16 protein-coding genes are annotated in these 17,792 nt (G+C 69.1%); 6 read left to right on the top strand and 10 right to left on the bottom strand.

Annotated features, from left to right (window positions below):
• Nucleotides 1–28: 28 nt before the first annotated feature.
• The 8 genes from U3653_RS15375 to U3653_RS15340 are packed head-to-tail and all read right to left on the bottom strand — an operon-like array spanning nucleotide 29 to nucleotide 8,642.
• Nucleotides 29–1,330: an MlaD family protein gene (locus U3653_RS15375; protein ID WP_195079935.1), complete on the bottom strand. Its 1,302-nt coding sequence runs from the start codon at nucleotides 1,328–1,330 to the stop codon at nucleotides 29–31.
• Nucleotides 1,327–2,436 (bottom strand): MlaD family protein, encoded by a 1,110-nt coding sequence (locus tag U3653_RS15370; protein ID WP_195079936.1) that lies wholly within the window; start codon nucleotides 2,434–2,436, stop codon nucleotides 1,327–1,329. Before U3653_RS15370 ends, U3653_RS15375 begins: the two co-directional genes overlap by 4 nt.
• On the bottom strand, nucleotides 2,433–3,539 hold the full coding sequence (locus tag U3653_RS15365; protein ID WP_195079937.1) for an MCE family protein: 1,107 nt from the start codon (nucleotides 3,537–3,539) through the stop codon (nucleotides 2,433–2,435). The genes U3653_RS15370 and U3653_RS15365 overlap by 4 nt, the downstream gene beginning before the upstream one ends.
• Complete coding sequence (locus U3653_RS15360; protein WP_195079938.1) at nucleotides 3,536–4,591, bottom strand: MCE family protein; 1,056 nt, start codon at nucleotides 4,589–4,591, stop codon at nucleotides 3,536–3,538. The genes U3653_RS15365 and U3653_RS15360 overlap by 4 nt, the downstream gene beginning before the upstream one ends.
• A gap of 4 nt (nucleotides 4,592–4,595) precedes the next feature.
• Nucleotides 4,596–5,633: an MlaD family protein gene (locus U3653_RS15355; protein ID WP_195079939.1), complete on the bottom strand. Its 1,038-nt coding sequence runs from the start codon at nucleotides 5,631–5,633 to the stop codon at nucleotides 4,596–4,598.
• Nucleotides 5,630–6,889: an MlaD family protein gene (locus tag U3653_RS15350; protein ID WP_195079940.1), complete on the bottom strand. Its 1,260-nt coding sequence runs from the start codon at nucleotides 6,887–6,889 to the stop codon at nucleotides 5,630–5,632. Before U3653_RS15350 ends, U3653_RS15355 begins: the two co-directional genes overlap by 4 nt.
• A gap of 2 nt (nucleotides 6,890–6,891) precedes the next feature.
• The gene (locus U3653_RS15345; protein WP_195079941.1) at nucleotides 6,892–7,746 is read right to left on the bottom strand and encodes an ABC transporter permease; all 855 of its coding nucleotides are present in this window, start codon (nucleotides 7,744–7,746) and stop codon (nucleotides 6,892–6,894) included.
• Nucleotides 7,746–8,642: an MlaE family ABC transporter permease gene (locus tag U3653_RS15340; protein ID WP_195079942.1), complete on the bottom strand. Its 897-nt coding sequence runs from the start codon at nucleotides 8,640–8,642 to the stop codon at nucleotides 7,746–7,748. The genes U3653_RS15345 and U3653_RS15340 overlap by 1 nt, the downstream gene beginning before the upstream one ends.
• Before the next feature lie 681 nt (nucleotides 8,643–9,323).
• Between U3653_RS15340 and U3653_RS15335 the strand changes: the two genes are divergently transcribed.
• Nucleotides 9,324–9,932 carry a TetR/AcrR family transcriptional regulator gene (locus U3653_RS15335; RefSeq protein WP_195079943.1) on the top strand — a complete coding sequence of 203 codons (609 nt, stop codon included), beginning with the start codon at nucleotides 9,324–9,326 and terminating at the stop codon, nucleotides 9,930–9,932.
• 14 nt (nucleotides 9,933–9,946) lie between these two features.
• On the opposite strand, the gene U3653_RS15330 is transcribed toward U3653_RS15335, so the two are convergent.
• Both U3653_RS15330 and U3653_RS15325 read right to left on the bottom strand, forming a co-directional pair.
• A complete protein-coding gene (locus U3653_RS15330; RefSeq protein WP_195080288.1) occupies nucleotides 9,947–10,456 on the bottom strand; it encodes a hypothetical protein in 510 nt (169 codons plus the stop codon).
• Nucleotides 10,457–10,881: 425 nt separating this feature from the next.
• Nucleotides 10,882–11,598 (bottom strand): enoyl-CoA hydratase/isomerase family protein, encoded by a 717-nt coding sequence (locus tag U3653_RS15325; RefSeq protein WP_195079944.1) that lies wholly within the window; start codon nucleotides 11,596–11,598, stop codon nucleotides 10,882–10,884.
• Nucleotides 11,599–11,678: 80 nt separating this feature from the next.
• On the opposite strand from U3653_RS15325, the gene U3653_RS15320 reads away from it, so the two are divergent.
• Genes U3653_RS15320 through U3653_RS15300 form a run of 5 tightly spaced genes read left to right on the top strand, consistent with a single transcriptional unit; the run spans nucleotide 11,679 to nucleotide 17,787 of the window.
• The gene (locus U3653_RS15320) at nucleotides 11,679–13,238 is read left to right on the top strand and encodes an AMP-binding protein (protein WP_195079945.1); all 1,560 of its coding nucleotides are present in this window, start codon (nucleotides 11,679–11,681) and stop codon (nucleotides 13,236–13,238) included.
• A gap of 38 nt (nucleotides 13,239–13,276) precedes the next feature.
• Nucleotides 13,277–14,473: an amidohydrolase family protein gene (locus tag U3653_RS15315; protein WP_195079946.1), complete on the top strand. Its 1,197-nt coding sequence runs from the start codon at nucleotides 13,277–13,279 to the stop codon at nucleotides 14,471–14,473.
• Complete coding sequence (locus U3653_RS15310; RefSeq protein WP_195079947.1) at nucleotides 14,470–15,897, top strand: FadD3 family acyl-CoA ligase; 1,428 nt, start codon at nucleotides 14,470–14,472, stop codon at nucleotides 15,895–15,897. The genes U3653_RS15315 and U3653_RS15310 overlap by 4 nt, the downstream gene beginning before the upstream one ends.
• Nucleotides 15,898–15,950: 53 nt before the next feature.
• Nucleotides 15,951–16,403: a MaoC family dehydratase gene (locus tag U3653_RS15305; RefSeq protein ID WP_195079948.1), complete on the top strand. Its 453-nt coding sequence runs from the start codon at nucleotides 15,951–15,953 to the stop codon at nucleotides 16,401–16,403.
• A 7-nt stretch (nucleotides 16,404–16,410) separates the two neighbouring features.
• Nucleotides 16,411–17,787, top strand: a complete 1,377-nt coding sequence (locus tag U3653_RS15300; RefSeq protein ID WP_195079949.1) for an amidohydrolase family protein — start codon at nucleotides 16,411–16,413, stop codon at nucleotides 17,785–17,787.
• The last annotated feature ends 5 nt before the right edge of the window (nucleotides 17,788–17,792 follow it).

Here is a 17,792-nt window from a genome sequence, read left to right as displayed (position 1 = left end):
TCGGGTGTGGGTTTCGACTGACGGTCGGTCATCGCCGCGGAGCGGGTGGTGCGGGCGGCAACGGCGGTCCCGCGAATGTGAGGGGAAGCGACAGCGGCCCGATAGGCGTCGGGGTGGCCTGCTGGTCGGCCCGCACGCCCGGCGGCGGGCCGTCCGGAATCTGCTCCCCCGGCGGGCGCGGCGCGTTGCGCGCGCCGCGGATCAGTACGGAGGGATCGTGGTTCGGGCACGACGTGTACAGGTACGGCTCGGGAAAGTCCGGCAAGGAGGGCGGGCGCCGCGGCAGATCGTAGTCGCATGTGTAGCGCGGGTACAGATTCACCAATCCCCATACGCCGCCGTCGTGGAACGCCACGGCTATCCCGTCCAGCGTCGAGCCTGCGCGTTCGGTCGGGAAGAAGAACTCGTGGAAAGCGGGCACTCGCTTCGAGGTGACGTCGGCCACCACCGCCAGGTTCTCCAGCAGCGCGGAGCCTGTGGCCGAGTTCTGCGCGAGCACGGCGTCCAGCGCCCGCAAGGTTCCCGGTGTGGCGCCGAGCAATTCGGCGTAGCCACCCGACTTCTGCTCGACGCCGCTCAGCAGCGCGTTCGCGTTGCCCGCGAATCTGCCGAGTCCGGGACCGAAGTCGCTGATCGTCGCCAGCACCGAACGGCTGTCGCGCAGCAGGCTCACCGTCTGCGGAAGCACCGAATCCAACGTGGATATCAGGAACATGCCGCCGTCGATGATGCCGGCCAGCTTGCCCGGCCCCTCCTGGCTCACGCCGAGTTCGTCCACGACGGCCGCCAGTTCGGCCGGGTCGACCTGGGCCAGCGTCGAATCCAGCGCGGTGAGCGTCTTCCACAGCGGAGTGGGTGTGCTGGTGCGGTCGACCGCGACCTCGGCGCCGTCGACGAGATACGGTCCCCCGTCGCGGGTGGGACGGAAGTCCAGGTACTGCTCGCCCGCCATCGAGAGGCTCGCCACGCGGACCTCCCCGTCGGCGGGCACCGGGGTGTCCGCGTCGACGGCGGCGACCGCGACCAAGCCGGTGCTGGTCAGCTCTACCGACTCGACCCGTCCGATCGGCACCCCGCGCAGCGTGACCTGGCGGCCGGCCAGCAGACCGCCGGAGTCGGCGAGATGCACCCGCACCGTGATGGTGGCGGCCGTCGGATCGACGCCGAGCGCGCCGAACACCAGATAACCCACGCCCGTCACGAGGGTGAGCACGAGCGCGCCCGCGGCGAGGGCCGAGCGCTCGGCACGTCCCGCGCGCACGGTCGTCACCAGCACGCGCGCGGCCGCTTCCCATGCCGTCGCGCCCGCCGCGCGCCACCGGATGCTCATCGTCCGCCCCCGGTCACCCGTTGCTGCAGCTTCAGCAGCGTGTAGGTGAGGCTGCCGGCGAACGCTTCCCAGTCCCGGGCGTCCGGCACGCGACTGTGCGGGTCGCCGGGGTGGTTCGGGTCGGGGAATACGCCGAGCGCGAGATCGCGCATGTCGGCGTCGACGCTTGCCGAGGTGCTGCTCGTGACGGCGATGACCGGTCCGAGCAGCGCGTTCATCGCCGCCACGCTCGCGTTCGGATCGGTCGCCGCGGCGTCGAGCCCGGCCGCGATCCGGTTGATGTCGGCGACCATGCCGGTGGTGGCCGCGCCGTTCAAGCCGGGGAACTTCTCGAGCTGCCTGCTGATCTGATCCACCCGGCGGACCAGGGCCAGCGCTCGGCTCGCGTTGTCCTGGAGGGTGGTCAGCGCGGGCCCGGCCGCGGAGATCACCTCGTCGATCGTTCCGCGCTGGACGTGCAACCGCTGGGTGAGCTGGTCGATCTGGACCAGGGTGGTGCGAATGTCCTCCGAGCGGGCGGCCAGGGCCTGCACCACGCGGGTGGACTGCGCGATCAGGGCGCCCACCCGGTCGCCGCGGTCGCCGACCGCCTGCCCCAGACCGTTGACGAGGGCGGTGAGATCGCGGATCGCACCGCCGTTCACCAGCAGTGCGGCCGTGGTCAGCAGTTCCTCGATGGTGGCGGCGGCCGCGGTGGCATCCCGGGCGATGCTGTCACCGTCGCGCAGGGCCGGGGTCGCCGGTGTGGCGTCGACCGGTGCGGTGAGCGAGACGAAGACATCGCCCAGCGGGGTGGCGGTACGCAATTCCGCGCGCGTCCCGAGCGGCAGGACCACGCCTTGCTCGATGCTCATGGTCACCACCGCGGTGTAATCGCGCACCGCCATGCCGGTCACTTCACCGACATCCGCTCCGGCGAGCCGAACCTTCGCCTTGGCGGGGAGATTCAGCGCGTTGGCGAAGTCGGCGTGTATGGTGTAACCGTTGCCGCCGACGCCGGGTGCGGGCAGCGGAAGGTCCTCCAGGCCGACCGAACACGCCGTGCTCGCCGCCAGCGCCACCGCGGTGAGCGCGACGGCGCGAAGGCCTCGCTCGCGGGCGCTCATCGCGGCAACCTCGACATCGCGTCGAGCATGTCGGTGATCCCGAAATCCGGCCCGAAGTCCCGCAAAGTGCCCGTCGCGCAGCCGAGTTGGCGCAGGCCGAGGATGTTGCACACCTCTTTGACGAGCTGGCTGTCGAAGAACACCTTGTCCAGCAGCGCGTGCACGCGCACGCCGCGATACTCGAAATCGACCGCTCGGTAGGCGTTGTTCAGCAGCAGCGGGGTCAGGTCGATGAACTCGGCGAGCTCGCGCCGGTAGTCGGCGAGCGCACGGGTCACCGTGTTCGCGTCGGTCAGCGTGGACCGGATGCTTTCCGCGTTGTGCGTGAGCAGATCGTCCGCCTGCACCAGGATCTGGTTGATCTGCGCGCCGGTATCCCCCGCCCCGATGTTCAGATCGGCCAGCAGGTCACTCAACTGCCCGGTGGCGGTGCCGAAATCGCGGATCACTCCCTCGTTGTCGGCGACGGCGCGCACCAGCACGGCCAGCTGGTCCATGATCCGGGTGACGTCGTCGCGCACCGCGGCGCCGTCGTCGTCTCCCACGCGCAGCGCGGTGGCCAGTGCGTCCATGGTCTGGCGCAGCTGCGGACCGCTGCCGGTGATGATCGCCGCGGAGACACCGAGCAGTTCGGCGATCGGTCCCTCGCCCGGCTGTTCGCCTTTCAGTTCCCCCGCCATCCGGTCGGCGGCGCCGAGCAGGCGGTCGAACTCGACCGGCGTCCTCGTCCGATCGAGGCCGATCCGGGCGCCGTCGGCCAGCGTGGGGCCGCCGCGGTAGGGCGGGGTGAACTCGACGTGCCGGTCGGTGAGCACCGAGGTCGACAGGGTGACGGCTTTCGCGTCCGCGGGGATGTCGACGCCGGCCTCTATTCGCATCGTCACCTCGACGTGTGAGCCGCGCGGTCGCACCGCGGTGACCTCGCCGACCGGCATGCCGAGCACGGCCACCGCGTTGCCCACGTAGAGCCCGGCCCCGTTGTCGAACGAGGCGATCACCGTCTTGTCCGCGTCCCGCAGGGCCACCGCGTCACCGGCGCATCCGGCCACTGCGCCGACGACCAGCACCGCGACCAGACGGATCAGAACGCTTGTCGCTCTCATTTGCAGTCCTCGAAGTAGGGCGGCAGATCGATCTGCTGGGCACGGCTGCCGATGGCGCACATCCAGGAGTCGACCAGCGGCCCGGCCGGGGCGGTGAAGTCGACCTCGTTCCCGGTGCCGGAGGCGTTGGCGAAATTGCGCACCGGGACGGGCAGGATCTCCAAGGTGTTGCGCAGCAGTTGGTCGTTGCGGGCGAGACTGCCGAGCAGGCCGTTCAAACCGGTGATCAGCTCGTCGAGCTTCGGCCGGTCCTCGACCACGAGCACGCGGAGCTGGTCGGCCAGACGCCGGGTACCGTCCATCAGCCGTTCGATCGCGGCGCGGCGGGCGACGATCTCGGTGAGCAGATCACGGCCCTGCGCTGTGATGGCGGCCAGGTCGGCCCGCTGTTCGGTCACCACCGTGGTCAACCGCCGGATGCCGGCCGGCAACGCGCCCAGCTCACCGCGACGGTCGCCGATGATCGCCGACAGCGCCCGCATGTTCTCCAGCAGTCCCGGCAGCACCGTGGGCACGCCACGCAACTGTCCGGCCAGACTGTCCAGCGACTTGCGGATCTGCTCGGTGTCGATCTGCTCGAAGGTGACCGTCGCGTTCTCCAGCGCCTGTTGCAGGTCGTAAGGGACGGCAGTGCGGCGCGACGCGATCCGGCGGCCGGGCAGCGAACCGGGCCCGGCCGGTCGCAATTCGACATACCGGGCGCCGAGCAAGGTGGTCAGCTTGACGGCCGCGCCGGTCTCCGACCCGAGCGCCACGTTCTCGTCGACGTCCACGGTGACCACCACGTGATCACCGGCCAGCCGTTGCGCTTGGACCCGCCCGACCGGCACCCCGGCGATGGTCACCGAGTCGCCCGGCCGGAGGCCTGCGGCCTGGGCGAATTCGATCTCGTAGGCCACTTTGCCGACGCCGATGGCGTTGACGCCGAGCGCGGCGGCGAGCACTGTCAGCAATACCGCCAGCGCCCCCACGCCCAGCACGCTGCGCCGATGCGACTCGATCGGCTGCCGAAGCGTCCGGACAGCCTGTCTGGCAATCTTTTTCAGTCTCATACTTTCACCCGCAGATCGGTGATTGCTGGGGCTTCCCGGTCGCCGACGCCAGCCCCACGATCGTGGGCACCAGCGTCGTGAGGCTGGGAAACAGGTCGACGCCGAAGTTGCACAGGTAGGTGTTGAGATAGGCCCCTTCCTGACTCACCCTGGCCAGGCCCTTCATCAGGGCCGGAAGGTTGAACCCGAGGTAGGCGAAGTTCGCCTTGTTCTCTTGGAAATGCCTGGTGAAACCGGGTTCGCGCGACAGCATTTCGTCGAGCTGGGGCTGCACGCCTTCGACCACGCCCGCCATGCGGTCGGTGACCGTCGCCGCGGTGCTCAGCGTGCCGAGCAACTCGTCGCGGTGCAGTGTGAGCCCGTCGATGATCGCGCGCGCCCGCGTGATGAGCGAGCCGACTTCCCCGCTGTGCACCGCCAGGTCACCCACCACCTGGTTCAGACCGGTGATGACCGCGCCGAGCACCTGATCGGGTCCGGCGAGCGACCGAGCCAGCGAGGAGACCTGTTCGATCAGCAGCACCACCGAGGTGTTGTCGCCTTGCAGCGCCTTGATCAGGGCGCCGGTCACGTTGTCGACCTGTTTCGGGTCGAGTCCACCGAACAGCGGCTCGAATCCGTTGAGCAGCGCGGAGATGTCGAACGACGGCTCGGTGCGCGCGAGCGGGATCTCCCCGCCGGGACGCAGCGGCGCCGGATCACCGAAATCGGCCGGGAACAGACCGAGATATCGCTGGCCGATCACGTTCTGGTAGGTGATCGATGCCTTGGTGTCGCCGGTCAGCCGCTGCGCGGCCTCGACCCGGAACCGCACCCTTGCCCGCGTGCCGTCCAGTTCGATCTTGTCGACCCGGCCGACCCGGACACCGGCCATGCGCACGTCGTCACCCGCCCGCAATCCGCTCACGTCGCTGAACACCGCCGAATACGGGTGCGTCCCGCCGTCGATCCCGCGATGCAGGGTCACGAAGGTGACCCAGAGCAGCGCGACGGCGACGGTGACGAACAAGCTCACGCCGATCAGGGATCGCCGGTAACTCATCGGGCACCTCCCGTGGGGAACGGACCGTCACCCAGCAACGGTGCGAGGATCGATTCGGCGCCATTGGCTTCTCCGGTGAGCACCCGGCGGATCAGCTCCTGAAGATCCGCGGGCAGGGCCGGAGGCGGCGGGTAGGTCCGCGGGTCCATCGCGGGTGGCAACTCCTCGATGGGTACGGAGGCCGGCGCGGTGCTGCAACTGGGACCGGCCAGTTCGCCGTAGCGCGGGCAATCCGCCCGGGTGTACGGAGTATGCGGGGTGAACCGGAACTGGAACTTGCCCCGTCCGCGGGGGCTGTCCTCGTTCCAGAACTCGGTGAACCACAGGTCGGACAGTTTCTTGATCCGGACCACGATGGGCGCGAAAGCCGGCGCCCCTTCGCCGAAGATGTGCAGGACCGGCCCCATCTGATCCGCCACGGTGACGATCTGATCGGTGCGCCGGTCCAGCGCGTCGCCGACCGTGGACAGGGTCGTTTCTCCAGCCGACAGGAGGCTGACGAGCTGCTGGTTCCGCTCGGCGAAGGTGCGCATGGGCGTGACGGCGTGGTGCAGCGCGTCGAGCAGATCGGGTGCGGAGGCGTTCAGTTCGCGCACGGCGTCGGCCAGCAGGGTCAGTGTCGGTGGCCCGCCGTCGGGGGTGAGCAGCGCGTCGAATTCCTTGGTGATGCGCTCGAGCCGGGCTCCGGCCGTGACCAGGTCGGCACCACGCCGGTCGGTCGCCGTCGCGACCGCGGCGAGCACGCCCACGGTGTTGCTCGCGCCGATCCGCGCTGTACCGGCGATGATCTCGCGCAGTTTGGTGAGCGCGGTCTGCAATTGCACTGTCGAGAGGCTGTGGTCCTGACGGATTTCGGCATGCGGAGGCAAGGCGGGCCCGGGGCCGTTGTCCACCAATTGGATCGAGGACACGGCGAAGACATTGCTCGGGACGACCCGCGCGGTCACCGTGCGCGGAATCCGCTGCGCGGCAGCCGGATCGAGCAGCAACCGCACGCGGTTGGGACCGGTGGATGGCGCGACCTCGGCCACACGGCCGACCAGCATTCCGCGGAACTTCACGTCCGATCGGGCGGGCAACCCGTCGCCGAGTTGTTCCAGCAGCGCGGTGACCTCCACCTTGTCGTCGAAGCGGCCGGTGGACTTCAGCAACAGCGCCGATACCACCGCCACCGTGAGCACGACGAGCACCAGTCCGCGCACGAACAGCGCGAGCGCCGAGGGGCCACGCCCGTCTTTCTCGAACAGGATCGACACGGTCAGCCTCCGAGCCTGGCACTGGCGCCGATGCCCCACAGCGCCACGGTGAGCAGCAGATTGACGATGATCATCAGCGAGATCGCCGCGCGCATCGCCCGTCCGGCGGCGATGCCGACGCCTTGCGGGCCGCCGGCGGCGTAGAAGCCGTAGTAGCACTGGACCGTCGAGGTGAGCACGACGAAGACCACCGCCTTGAGCAGCGAGTAGACGATGTCCGGCCCGTTGAGCACCAGTTGGAAGTAGTGCTCGTAGGTGCCCGCGGACAGCCCGCCGGACAGGCCGACCACCACGCGCACCGCCAGGTAGTTCACCGCCAGGCACACCACGTACAGCGGGATCATCGCCAGTACCGAGGCCAGTATCCGGGTACTGACCAGGTAAGGGATGGAGCGGATACCCATCGATTCCATCGCCTCGATCTCCTCGGCGATGCCCATGGCGCCCAATTGCGCGGTGAAACGGCAGCCCGCCTGGGCCGCGAACGCCAGCGAGGCCATGATCGGAGCCAGCTCACGGGTGGACGCGGTGGAGGCGATCAGCCCGACGGTCGGCTCCATGCCGAGCAGATGCAAGGCGTTGTAGCCTTCCAGGCCCACGATCGCCCCGCCCGCGGCGCCGAGCACGATGATGACGCCCGCGGTCCCGCCACCGACGACGATCGAACCGTTGCCCCACGTGACATCGGACAGGATGCGCACGAACTCGGTTCGATAGTGGCGCACCATGACCGGGATCGAGAACGACGCGCGCAGGAAGAACGTCATCATGTGCCCGAGGCGCATGACCGCCGTGGCCAGCTGGGTGAATCCGCGCAGCGCCAGGCGCGTCCCCGGTGGGCGGTAGGGCGCGGCCATCACAGTCCCTGCCGCGGCAGCAGGAGCAGCGACAGCTGCGTGACGGCGACGTTCACCGTCATCAGCAGCAGGATCGACGCCACGACGGTCGAGTTGACCGAGTTGGCGACCCCCGCGGGGCCGCCCTTGGTGGACAAGCCCTTCTCACACGCGACCACGGCCACGATGGCGCCGTACACCACGGCCTTGAACAGCGTGAGCACCAGATCGCTCACCGTCGCGAACGACGCGAAGGTGGTCACGAAACTACCGGGGGCACCGCTCTGCACGAAGACGTTGAACAGGTATCCGGCCAGGAAGCCGACGAAGCACACGACGCCGGTCAGCGACACGCCCACCACCACCGCGGCGGCCAGGCGCGGCACGACCAGCCGCCGCACCACCGAGACGCCCATCACCTCCATCGCGTCCAGTTCGTCCCTGATCTTGCGGGAGCCGAGGTCTGCGCAGATCGCCGAGCCGACCGCCGCGGCCATGAGCAGCGCGGCCACCATCGGCGCGCCTTGGCGGATGACCGCCAAACCGCTCGCGGCGCCCGCCAGCGAGGTCGCGCCGACCTGCCCGGCCAGCAGGCCGAATTGGATCGACAGCGTCACCCCGATCGGCAGCGACACGAAGATGGTCGGCAGCACGGCCGCCGAGGCCATGAACGCCGCCTGCCGGACGAACTCCGCGAACGCGAACCGTCCGGTGACCACGTCCACGCACAGGTACTGCACCGCGCGCACACCCAGAACGAACTGGCCGCCGACGGTTTCCAGGGCCGTGATCGGATGCCGGCGCAGATAGCCGCGCCACCACGCGGTGATCTCCCGGGTGGCCCACCGCTGCGACGACGCGCCGCCGCCCGCGACGACGCGCGCGTTCTCCCGCGCGTGGCCTGCTCGGTGAATCATCGTCGATCTCGAAACTCTACGGGTCCGGCAATCCATCGGCCGCCGCGGCGGAACAATCTGGAATAATTGCGTTCCGCACGAATTGCGCGTGTCGGAGGAATGGCCGAACAGTGAAACGGTTCAGTGACTGCCGCGCTTCCGAAGGATCGGATATGCGCCCCGAGACGTCGGCCCGCCTACCCGACTCGAATCTCGCCCCGAGTGCCCGCTCCGGCAACGAAGCGTCACATCGCTATTGTGCGCGCCGCCACATCACGAGTCAATAGCGGAGGAAAAGCATTGACACAACGCCGGGAGCGGGCGAAAGGACAGCACAAATGGAGCGGCAGGACATTTCCCGCCACTCGAATCTTCGACGTTGCGGCGCGTTCCCGAATCGCTACCCGGGAACACGCGTTCTCGATTGTGCGATCAGCCCGCTGCGTGGAATTCCACGCTCGCAACGGAATATGCCAAGCATTACCGCGACCCTTCGCGGAATCGTGACCACCTGTCGTGCTCGTCGCGGCATCTCTCCACCGATACCGGCTGAACAGCGCCGATACCACATGCCGAGCGAGTGCTCAGCAAGATGCTGTGCACATGCATAGCATGCGCAAGGAGCACGCGTCAACAGTGATAACCCCCCGTACTACGATAATGCGTGGATCCCATGACCAATTTCCCGAAGGAGGCCGGCGGATGCCATCGCCGCGCAGGATCGGAGCACCCGACGCCAGGAATCGCGGCGTCTTGATCGACGCCGCCGAGCAGCTTCTGCTGGAGGAGGGATGGGCCGCGGTGACCTCCCGCAGGGTGGCCGATCGCGCCGGACTCAAGCCGCAACTGGTGCACTATTACTTCCGGTCCATGGACGAACTGCTGCTGGAGATATTCACCCGCCGCGCCGAGCAGGGACTCGAGCTCCAGGCGGAGATGATGAAAACGGACAAGCCGCTGCGCGCGCTGTGGGATTTCAGCACCGATCCGGCCGCGGTGCGTTTCACCATGGAATTCGTCGGCCTGTCCAATCACCGGCCCGCGATACGGGAGGCGGTGGCGGACTACGCCGAGCGGTTCCGCGCCATTCAAACGGACGTCCTGCGACGAATTCTGAACGAATACGAATTCGACACCGCGCGCTTTCCGCCCGCGGCCATGGCGGTGCTGATGACCAGCGTCTCCCGAGTCGTCGTGCTGGAGCGGGAGCTGGGCATGTCCGGTGGGCACGCCGAAGCGTTCGCCTTGGTCGAGCGGGAGATCGATCGGCTAGAGGGCGAGCGCGGCGAGGCCGCAGCGGGCACCGCCTGACCGGTGGCCGCCGGTCAGGCCGGAACCAGGTCCACCTCGCACCGGTAGGTCGACGGTCGCAGTCCGCCGGTCCGGAACGCCTCCCTCGCTCCGCCCACCTCGGCGGGCAGACCCGCCGCGGTGAGCGCGCAGGACTTGAAAGCCCTTGCGGCTGAACTCATCCGATGATGCGCCGGGAACACCCGATGATCGAGCTCGGCCGGCAGATCCGCTCCCCACAGCGCGACCTCGGTGAGCCCGCGGTCGAGGCAGTCGAGCACCCCGCCGCGCACGCGAGCGTCGCCGCGGTAGATCTCCGCGGCGACGGCCACGGCCGTCGGCCAGGTGTCGTGCACCGGCGCGGTCAGCGACTGCTCCAGATCGAGCACGGTGGCCCCGAGGATCCGCAGCGGGCGCACATCGGCATGGTCGGCGACCAGCACCGTCACCTCCCACCCCGCGGTCGTCCGGTCGAACAGCCACCCACCGGCGTGGCGGATCACTTCGACCGCGCTGGGTGCCACGATCGCCAGCCGGTAGCGCAGCGGATGCCGTCGCGCGTGGGCTCGCCAGCGCGTGACGGATTGAAATTCCCGAACACCTCGGTCAACGGAATCGACGGATCGTCTGGCCATGGTCACTCATCCCGCTATCGAACGTGCAGAAAGGCAGGCCCGACCCGATTTCGGCACACGGGCACCTGCCACCCGCGCGACACCGGGATCGCCGAGGCCGTCGGCTCGACGGCGGCCGCGCGCCGAGCCGAGAGGGTCGATCCGGGGAGCCCGCGGTATGCCAGGGCCTGCGACGAAGGACCGCACCGGTCCGCCGGAAACCTACCGATCACACCGTAAGTTGGTTCTCGCATCTGCGATACCTAGCTTACGAATCTCGCCTATGTGATCTACATCACATAAAGATCTCACGGACGCCCGCCTCACACCCCCGACCCACCTGGCTACCTCCCGAATCACTTGGCGCGGTTCATCACTCGGTCGGCGGCTCGCCAGTGCTCATCGGTCACCCAGAGCCGCGCGAACGCGGCGATGGCCTCTTCCGGCTCGACACCGCCGACCACGCGCTTGATCGCCCCCGCGGGCGCGGACGCCAGCGACCGGGCGACGGCGCGCCAGCCCTTGTCGAATTCGCCGCGGGGGAAGACCTTGTCCACCAGCCCGATCCGCTCGGCGGACGGCGCGTCGATGACCGTCCCCGCGCCCGCGAGCATCAGCGCCCGCCCCGGCCCGACCAGCCGGGCGAGCCGCTCGGCGCCGCCCCACGCGGGCATGATCGCCAGCGACACCTGATTGAACCCGATCCTGATGTCCTCGGCCGCGATCCGGATATCCGCGGCCACCGCGACCTCGGCCCCGCCGCCGAGGGCGTGCCCGTTGAGCGCGGCGATCACCGGACCGGGGAACGCGGCGAGACGGTCGCAGATGCCGCGCATCCGCCGGGCCATCTCCGCCGCCTGTTCCTCGGTGCGCAGGGCGGCCAGCTCCTCGAGGTCTCCGCCGGAGACGAAAGCGCGATCCCCCGCCCCGGTGACGACCAGCGCCCGCGCCTCGGCGGCGGCATCGATCGCTTTCTCCAGTTGGTCCATCGTGGCGGGCGCGATGGCATTGCGGGCATGGGGGCGATTGATGGTTACGACCGCCAATCCCGCGTCCATCTCCAGGTCGACCATGACTTGTTCTCCCGTTAGAAAATGTGATTCTCTTACGATGAGAACACTATACGTACGCGGTGCGAGATGGGAGTTCGACCATGCGCAAGGTCCCCCTCGACCTGGTTCGTCGCTACCGGGAGGAGGGCTGGTGGACCTCCGAGACGATCGGTGAGCTGTTGGCCGCCGGGCTGGCCGATGCGTCCGGCACCGCGTTCCGCGTCCACTCCACCACGCGCCCCTGGACGGGCACGGTCGGCGAGGTCGAGCACGTCGCGCGCAGATTGGCCGCCGGGTTGCGCCGCCGCGGCGTCGGTCCCGGCGACGTGATCGCCTTCCAGTTGCCGAATTGGATGGAGGCGGCCGCGGCGTTCTGGGCATCGGCCTTCCTCGGGGCGACGGTCGTGCCGATCGTGCATTTCTACGGGCACAAGGAAGTGGGATACATCCTCACCGAGATCCGGCCGAAGGTCTTCGTGACCACCGACCGTTTCGGCGGCAACGACTACGCCCCCGGCCTGCGTGCGGCCGTGCCGATCGTCGGCGTGGTCGGCGACGATTTCGAGGAACTGCTCGACGCGCGGCCCATGCCGGGCACCCTGCCTGCCGATCCCGCCGGCCCCGCGCTGATCGCGTTCACCTCCGGCACCACCCGCGCGCCGAAAGGCGTGGTGCACAGCCATCAGACGCTCGGTCACGAGACTCGGCAACTGGCCGGCATATACCCTGCCGACCGCGGCGACCAGCTCACCGGAGCGCCGGTCGGCCACTTCATCGGCATGGTGAACGCCTTCTTGATCCCGGTGCTCGACCGGAGGCCGATCGATCTCGTCGACGTCTGGGATCCGGGCCGGGTGCTCGCGTTGACGCTCGCCGAGGACCTCACCGTCGGCGGCGGCGTGCCGTACTACGTCACCAGCCTGCTCGACCACCCGGATTACACGCCGGAGCATCTGCCCCATCTGCGCTATGCCGGGCTGGGCGGTGCGGCGGTGCCCGCGGCGGTCACCACGCGGTTGGCCGAGGCCGGGATCACCGTGTACCGGTCCTACGGCAGTACCGAGCACCCTTCGATCACCGGATCGCACCACACCGCGCCGGAGGCCAAGCGGCTGTTCACCGACGGCGCCGCGCTGCCCGGCGTGGAACTGCGCCTCGCCGAGGACGGCGAGATCCTCAGCCGCGGACCGGATCTGTGCCTCGGTTACACCGATCCGGAGCTGACCGCGGCCGCCTTCGACGATGACGGCTGGTACCGCACCGGCGACATCGGCGTCCTGGACGCGGACGGCTACCTCACGATCACCGACCGCAAGTCGGACATGATCATCCGCGGCGGCGAGAACATCAGCGCGCTCGAGGTCGAAGAAGTGCTGCTGAGCCTGCCCGGCGTGAGCGAGGCGGTGGCGGTCGCCGTGCCCGACGCCCGCCTGGGCGAGCACACCGCCGCGGTGCTGCGGCTGCGGCCGGGCCGTGCCGCGCCTGACCTGGACGAGGTGCGCGCGCACTTCCGCGCCGCAGGACTGGCCAAGCAGAAGTGGCCGGAGGAAGTGCACGCCGTCGACGACTTTCCCAGAACCGCGAGCGGCAAGATCCAAAAATTCCTGGTCCGCGGCTCGCTGGCGGCCTCACGCGCGGACGGCATTGCGGTACAACCGTGAAGAGAATAGCATTCTCATAATTGGACAAGGAGGATTCCATGAGCAAAGTCGACCTGCCTTACCAGCTTTTCGACGCCGACAACCACCTCTACGAGACGAAGGAAGCCCTCACCCGGCACCTGCCGAAGGAATACGAGGGGGCGATCCAGTACGTCGAGATCAACGGCCGCACCAAGATCGCGGTGCTCGGCCAGATCAGCGAGTACATCCCGAACCCCACCTTCGAGGTCGTCGCCCGTCCCGGCGCGATGGAGGAGTATTTCAAGCACGGCAACCCCGAGGGCAAGAGCCGACGGGAGATCTTCGGCAAGTCGATGAAGGCGATCGAGGCCTTCCGCAATCCCGAGGCGCGGCTGAAGGTCATGGACGACCTGCAACTGCAGCGCGCGCTCATGTTCCCGACCCTGGCCAGCCTGGTCGAGGAGCGCATGCGGCACCATCCCGAGCTGATCCACGCGGTGATCGAGTCGCTGAACCGCTGGATGCTCGACGACTGGGGTCAGGACGGCGGTTTCGTGCACTCCGGCCGCATCTTCACTGTTCCGGTGATCACCCTGCCGATCGTGGAACGTGCCATCGCCGAGCTGAACTGGGCCGTCGTGGAACACGGCGCCAAAGCCATCCTGGTGCGCCCGGCGCCGGTGCCAGGCTTCAAGGGGATGCGGTCGTTCGCTCTGCCCGAGTTCGATCCGTTCTGGAAGCGTGTCGTCGAACTCGACGTGCTGGTCACCATGCATTCCTCCGACAGCGGCTACTCGCGCTTCGACGCCGAGTGGGATGGCAACAGCCTGGAGATGCTGCCGTTCCAGACCAACACCTTCGCCATGACCAACCAGTGGCGGCCGGTCACCGACGCGGTGGCGTCGTGGGTGTGCCACGGCGCCTTGAACCGCTTCCCCGAGTTGAAGATCGCCGTCATCGAGAACGGCTCCGCCTGGCTGGAACCGTTGCTGCAGCAGCTGTCCGACGTGTACAAGAAGGCGCCGGAGGGCTTCGGCTTCCGCGACCCGATCGAGGCCATCAAGCAGAGTCTCTACGTCAGCCCGTTCTGGGAGGAGGATCTGCAGCGGCTGTCGGAGGTGATGGGCGCCGATCACGTGCTGTTCGGCTCCGACTGGCCGCATCCGGAGGGCCTGGCCGAGCCCGCGCGCTACATCCACGAGATCAAGGACATGCCGCTGGAGAACCAGGCGAAGATCATGGGCGGCAACCTGGCGCGGTTGCTGAAGGTATGAGCTGGGCGACCATCCCGCAGCTGGTCGCGAGCGCGGCGGACCGCTTCGGCGACGCCGAAGCGGTCGTCGACGGGGACCTGCGGTGGAGCTTCACCGAACTCGCCGACCGGGTGCGCCGGGCCGCGGGGGCGTTCGCCGCGGCGGGGATCGAGCCGGGCGACCGGGCGGCGCTCTGGGCGCCGAACTCGGCGGAGTGGATCGTCGCCGCCTTCGGCCTGCTCACCGCCGGTGGCGTGCTCGTGCCGGTGAACACCCGCTTCAAGGCCGATGAGGCACGCGACGTCATCCGCCGCAGCGGCGCGAAAGCGGTGCTCGTCCAGCGGGGATTCCTCGGCGCGGACTACCGTGGCGCCGCCGATGTGCCGGTGATCGATCTGAAGTCGGACTTCCTGAACAGCGGCGCGCCGTTCGAGCGCGACGTGGCCAGCACCGACATCGCCGATATCGTCTACACCTCCGGCACCACCGGGCGGCCCAAAGGCGTGATGATGAATCACGGGCAGACGCTGCGGCTCTACGCGGAGTGGTGCGATCTCGCGGATCTCCGGGAAGGCGACCGCTATCTGATCGTCAACCCGTTCTTCCACACGTTCGGCTACAAAGCGGGTCTGATCGCGTCGCTCATCCGGGGCGCCACGATCCTGCCGGTCCCGGTGTTCGACGTCGGCCGGGTGCTGCAGATCGTCGCGCGGGAACGGATCACGATGCTGCCCGGCCCGCCGACGCTCTACCACTCGCTGCTGGCGGCCGCGGGCGAGCACGATCTGTCCTCGCTGCGGGCCGCGGTGACCGGGGCGGCCGATATCCCGGTCGAGCTCATCCGCCGGGTGCGCGAGGAACTTCCGTTCCGATCGATCATGACCGGATACGGACTGACCGAGGCGGGCACCGCCACCGCGTCCCGGCCCGGGGACACTTTCGAGCAGATCGCGACGACCGTCGGAACACCCTGCGACGGCGTCGAGGTGCGGATCGCCGATGACGGCGAGGTCCTGATTCGCGGCTACAGCGTGATGCAGGGCTATCTGGACGATCCGCGAGCCACGGCCGAGGCGATCGACGCCGAGGGGTGGCTGCGCACCGGCGACCTCGGCAGCCTCGACCCGGAAGGCAGATTGCGCATCGTCGGCCGCAAGAAGGACATGTTCATCGTCGGCGGGTTCAACGCCTATCCCGCCGAGATCGAGGGACTCCTCCTGGAGCATCCCGCGGTCGCGCAGGCCGCGGTCATCGGTGTGCCGGACGAACGGCTCGGGCAGGTCGGCCGGGCCTTCGTGGTGACCGAGCGCCCCGTCACCGAAGACGAGCTGATCGCGTGGAGCCGGGACCGGATGGCAGGATACAAGGTTCCGCGCTCGGTGCGTTTCCTGCGCGCCTTGCCGCTCAACGCGACCGGCAAGGTGATGAAGGACCAACTGCGGTAGCGCGTTCGCGCGCGGGCTATCGTGCACACGTCGCCCGCAGGAAGGATTGCGCCATGACCGAGTTCCGTGATTTCGACGCCCTGCGCGCCGCGGTGGGCACGGTGCTCGGGCCCGGTGAGTGGCTCGAGATCGATCAGCGGCGCATCGACCTGTTCGCCGAGGCGACCGGCGATCACCAGTGGATCCACGTGGACGCCGAGCGCGCAGCGGACGGCCCGTACGGCGCCACCATCGCGCACGGGTTCCTCACCCTCGCCCTGCTCGCCCCGATCAGCCAGCAGCTGACCTCTGTGACCTCGGCCAGGATGGCGATCAACTACGGCTTGAACAAGGTTCGCTTCATCAGCCCGGTGCGGGTCGGCAGCCGGGTGCGCGGCACCGTCACGATCACCGCGGTCACCGATGTGCCCGGCGGGGTGCAGGTCGAGCGCACCGTGACGATCACCGCCGAAGGCGCGGACAAGCCGGCCTGCGTCGCCGAGCACGTGGTCCGGTACCTGGCCTGACGGGCATATGCTGATCCGCAACGCCGCGGTGGCAGGCAGCCCGCACACCGACGTGCGCTGGCGCGGCGGGCGGATCACCGAGTGCACCACGGGATTGCGCCCGTTGCCCGGGGAGGACGATCTGGACGCGCGCGGCGGCTGGTTGCTACCCGGACTGCACGATCATCACATCCATCTGCGGTCACTCGCCGCGCAGGCCGCGTCCGTGCCGCTCGGGCCGCCCCACGTGCGGGACTTCGCCGCGTTCGCCGCGGCACTGCGCCGGGCGGATGCCGAACTGCCTGCCGGACAATGGCTTCGCGGCATCGGCTACCACGACAGCGTCGCCGGTCCGCTGGACCGCATGGCGCTCGATCGCCTGATCCGGGACCGGCCGGTGCGGGTCCAGCACCGGTCCGGCGCGCTGTGGATCCTGAATTCCCGCGCCTGCCAGGAGATCCTGTCGAACGACTGCATGGTGCCGGGGGTGGAGCGCGACCCGCACGGCGAGGCGAACGGACGCCTGTGGCGGCTGGACTCCTGGCTCGGCACACGGGTGCCGCCGGCTGCGGCCGACCCGGCGCCGATCAGCGCCCTGGCAGCGGCCGCGGGCGTCACCGGTTACACCGACGCCACCCCCGGGCTGGCGCAGAACGAGATCGAGGCCATGGCCCGAGCGGTGGCCGACGGGACGATCCGGCAGCGCGTGCACTGCATGGCCCCGCCCGGGGTGACCGATCCAGGGCAGCCACGATTCACTCTGGGTCCCACCAAAATTCTGCTCGACGACACCGTGCTCCCCGCGTTGCCCGAGTTCGTCGCCCGAATCCGGGCGACACACGCGGCGGACCGGCCCGTAGCGGTGCACTGCGTGACCCACGTCCAGCTGATCCTGACCACGGCCGCCCTCGACGAAGCGGGGATACTCGCAGGCGACCGGATCGAGCACGGCGCCATGGTGGCGGACGACCTCATGGAGTGGTTGCGCCGCAGCCGGGTTCCGGTGGTGACCCAACCCCATTTCCCGGTCGAGCGGGCCGAGCAGTACGCCCGCGAGGTGGCGGCCGAAGAGCACCGCGATCTGTGGCGGCTCGGCTCACTGCTGGCCGCCGGGGTCGATGTCGCGGCGGGAACCGACGCCCCGTTCGGCTCCGCCGACCCGTGGCGGGTGATCCGCGCGGCCGTCGAGCGCGAAAGCCTGCGGGAACGGATATCGCTGCCCGCCGCTGTCGCCCTGTTCACCGGGCGTGCCGACCGGCCGACCGTGTCACGCACCATCGCCCCGGGTGAACCCGCCGATCTCACCCTGCTCCACGTACCGCCGCGCGACGTCACCGTTCCGGACCGGGAGCTGGTGGCGGCCACGGTGGTGGACGGCACACCGGTGCATGTGGCGATCGGCTGATTCTT

The organism is Nocardia implantans (genome assembly GCF_035544775.1).
In the GTDB taxonomy this organism is placed as follows: domain Bacteria; phylum Actinomycetota; class Actinomycetes; order Mycobacteriales; family Mycobacteriaceae; genus Nocardia; species Nocardia implantans.
The sequence above is the reverse complement of the archived record's forward strand: the minus strand, read 5'-3'. Positions and strand labels throughout refer to the sequence as shown.

Bases quoted from the DNA above. Each gene is read 5' to 3' on its own strand.
- U3653_RS15365 (WP_195079937.1), bottom strand. From the start codon at position 3,539: ATGAGAGCGACAAGCGTTCTGATCCGTCTGGTCGCGGTGCTGGTCGTC.
- U3653_RS15335 (WP_195079943.1), top strand. From the start codon at position 9,324: ATGCCATCGCCGCGCAGGATCGGAGCACCCGACGCCAGGAATCGCGGC.
- U3653_RS15375 (WP_195079935.1), bottom strand. From the start codon at position 1,330: ATGAGCATCCGGTGGCGCGCGGCGGGCGCGACGGCATGGGAAGCGGCC.
- U3653_RS15310 (WP_195079947.1), top strand. From the start codon at position 14,470: ATGAGCTGGGCGACCATCCCGCAGCTGGTCGCGAGCGCGGCGGACCGC.
- U3653_RS15300 (WP_195079949.1), top strand. From the start codon at position 16,411: ATGCTGATCCGCAACGCCGCGGTGGCAGGCAGCCCGCACACCGACGTG.
- U3653_RS15370 (WP_195079936.1), bottom strand. From the start codon at position 2,436: ATGAGCGCCCGCGAGCGAGGCCTTCGCGCCGTCGCGCTCACCGCGGTG.
- U3653_RS15315 (WP_195079946.1), top strand. From the start codon at position 13,277: ATGAGCAAAGTCGACCTGCCTTACCAGCTTTTCGACGCCGACAACCAC.
- U3653_RS15360 (WP_195079938.1), bottom strand. From the start codon at position 4,591: ATGAGACTGAAAAAGATTGCCAGACAGGCTGTCCGGACGCTTCGGCAG.
- U3653_RS15305 (WP_195079948.1), top strand. From the start codon at position 15,951: ATGACCGAGTTCCGTGATTTCGACGCCCTGCGCGCCGCGGTGGGCACG.
- U3653_RS15345 (WP_195079941.1), bottom strand. From the start codon at position 7,746: ATGGCCGCGCCCTACCGCCCACCGGGGACGCGCCTGGCGCTGCGCGGA.
- U3653_RS15340 (WP_195079942.1), bottom strand. From the start codon at position 8,642: ATGATTCACCGAGCAGGCCACGCGCGGGAGAACGCGCGCGTCGTCGCG.
- U3653_RS15320 (WP_195079945.1), top strand. From the start codon at position 11,679: ATGCGCAAGGTCCCCCTCGACCTGGTTCGTCGCTACCGGGAGGAGGGC.
- U3653_RS15355 (WP_195079939.1), bottom strand. From the start codon at position 5,633: ATGAGTTACCGGCGATCCCTGATCGGCGTGAGCTTGTTCGTCACCGTC.
- U3653_RS15325 (WP_195079944.1), bottom strand. From the start codon at position 11,598: ATGGTCGACCTGGAGATGGACGCGGGATTGGCGGTCGTAACCATCAAT.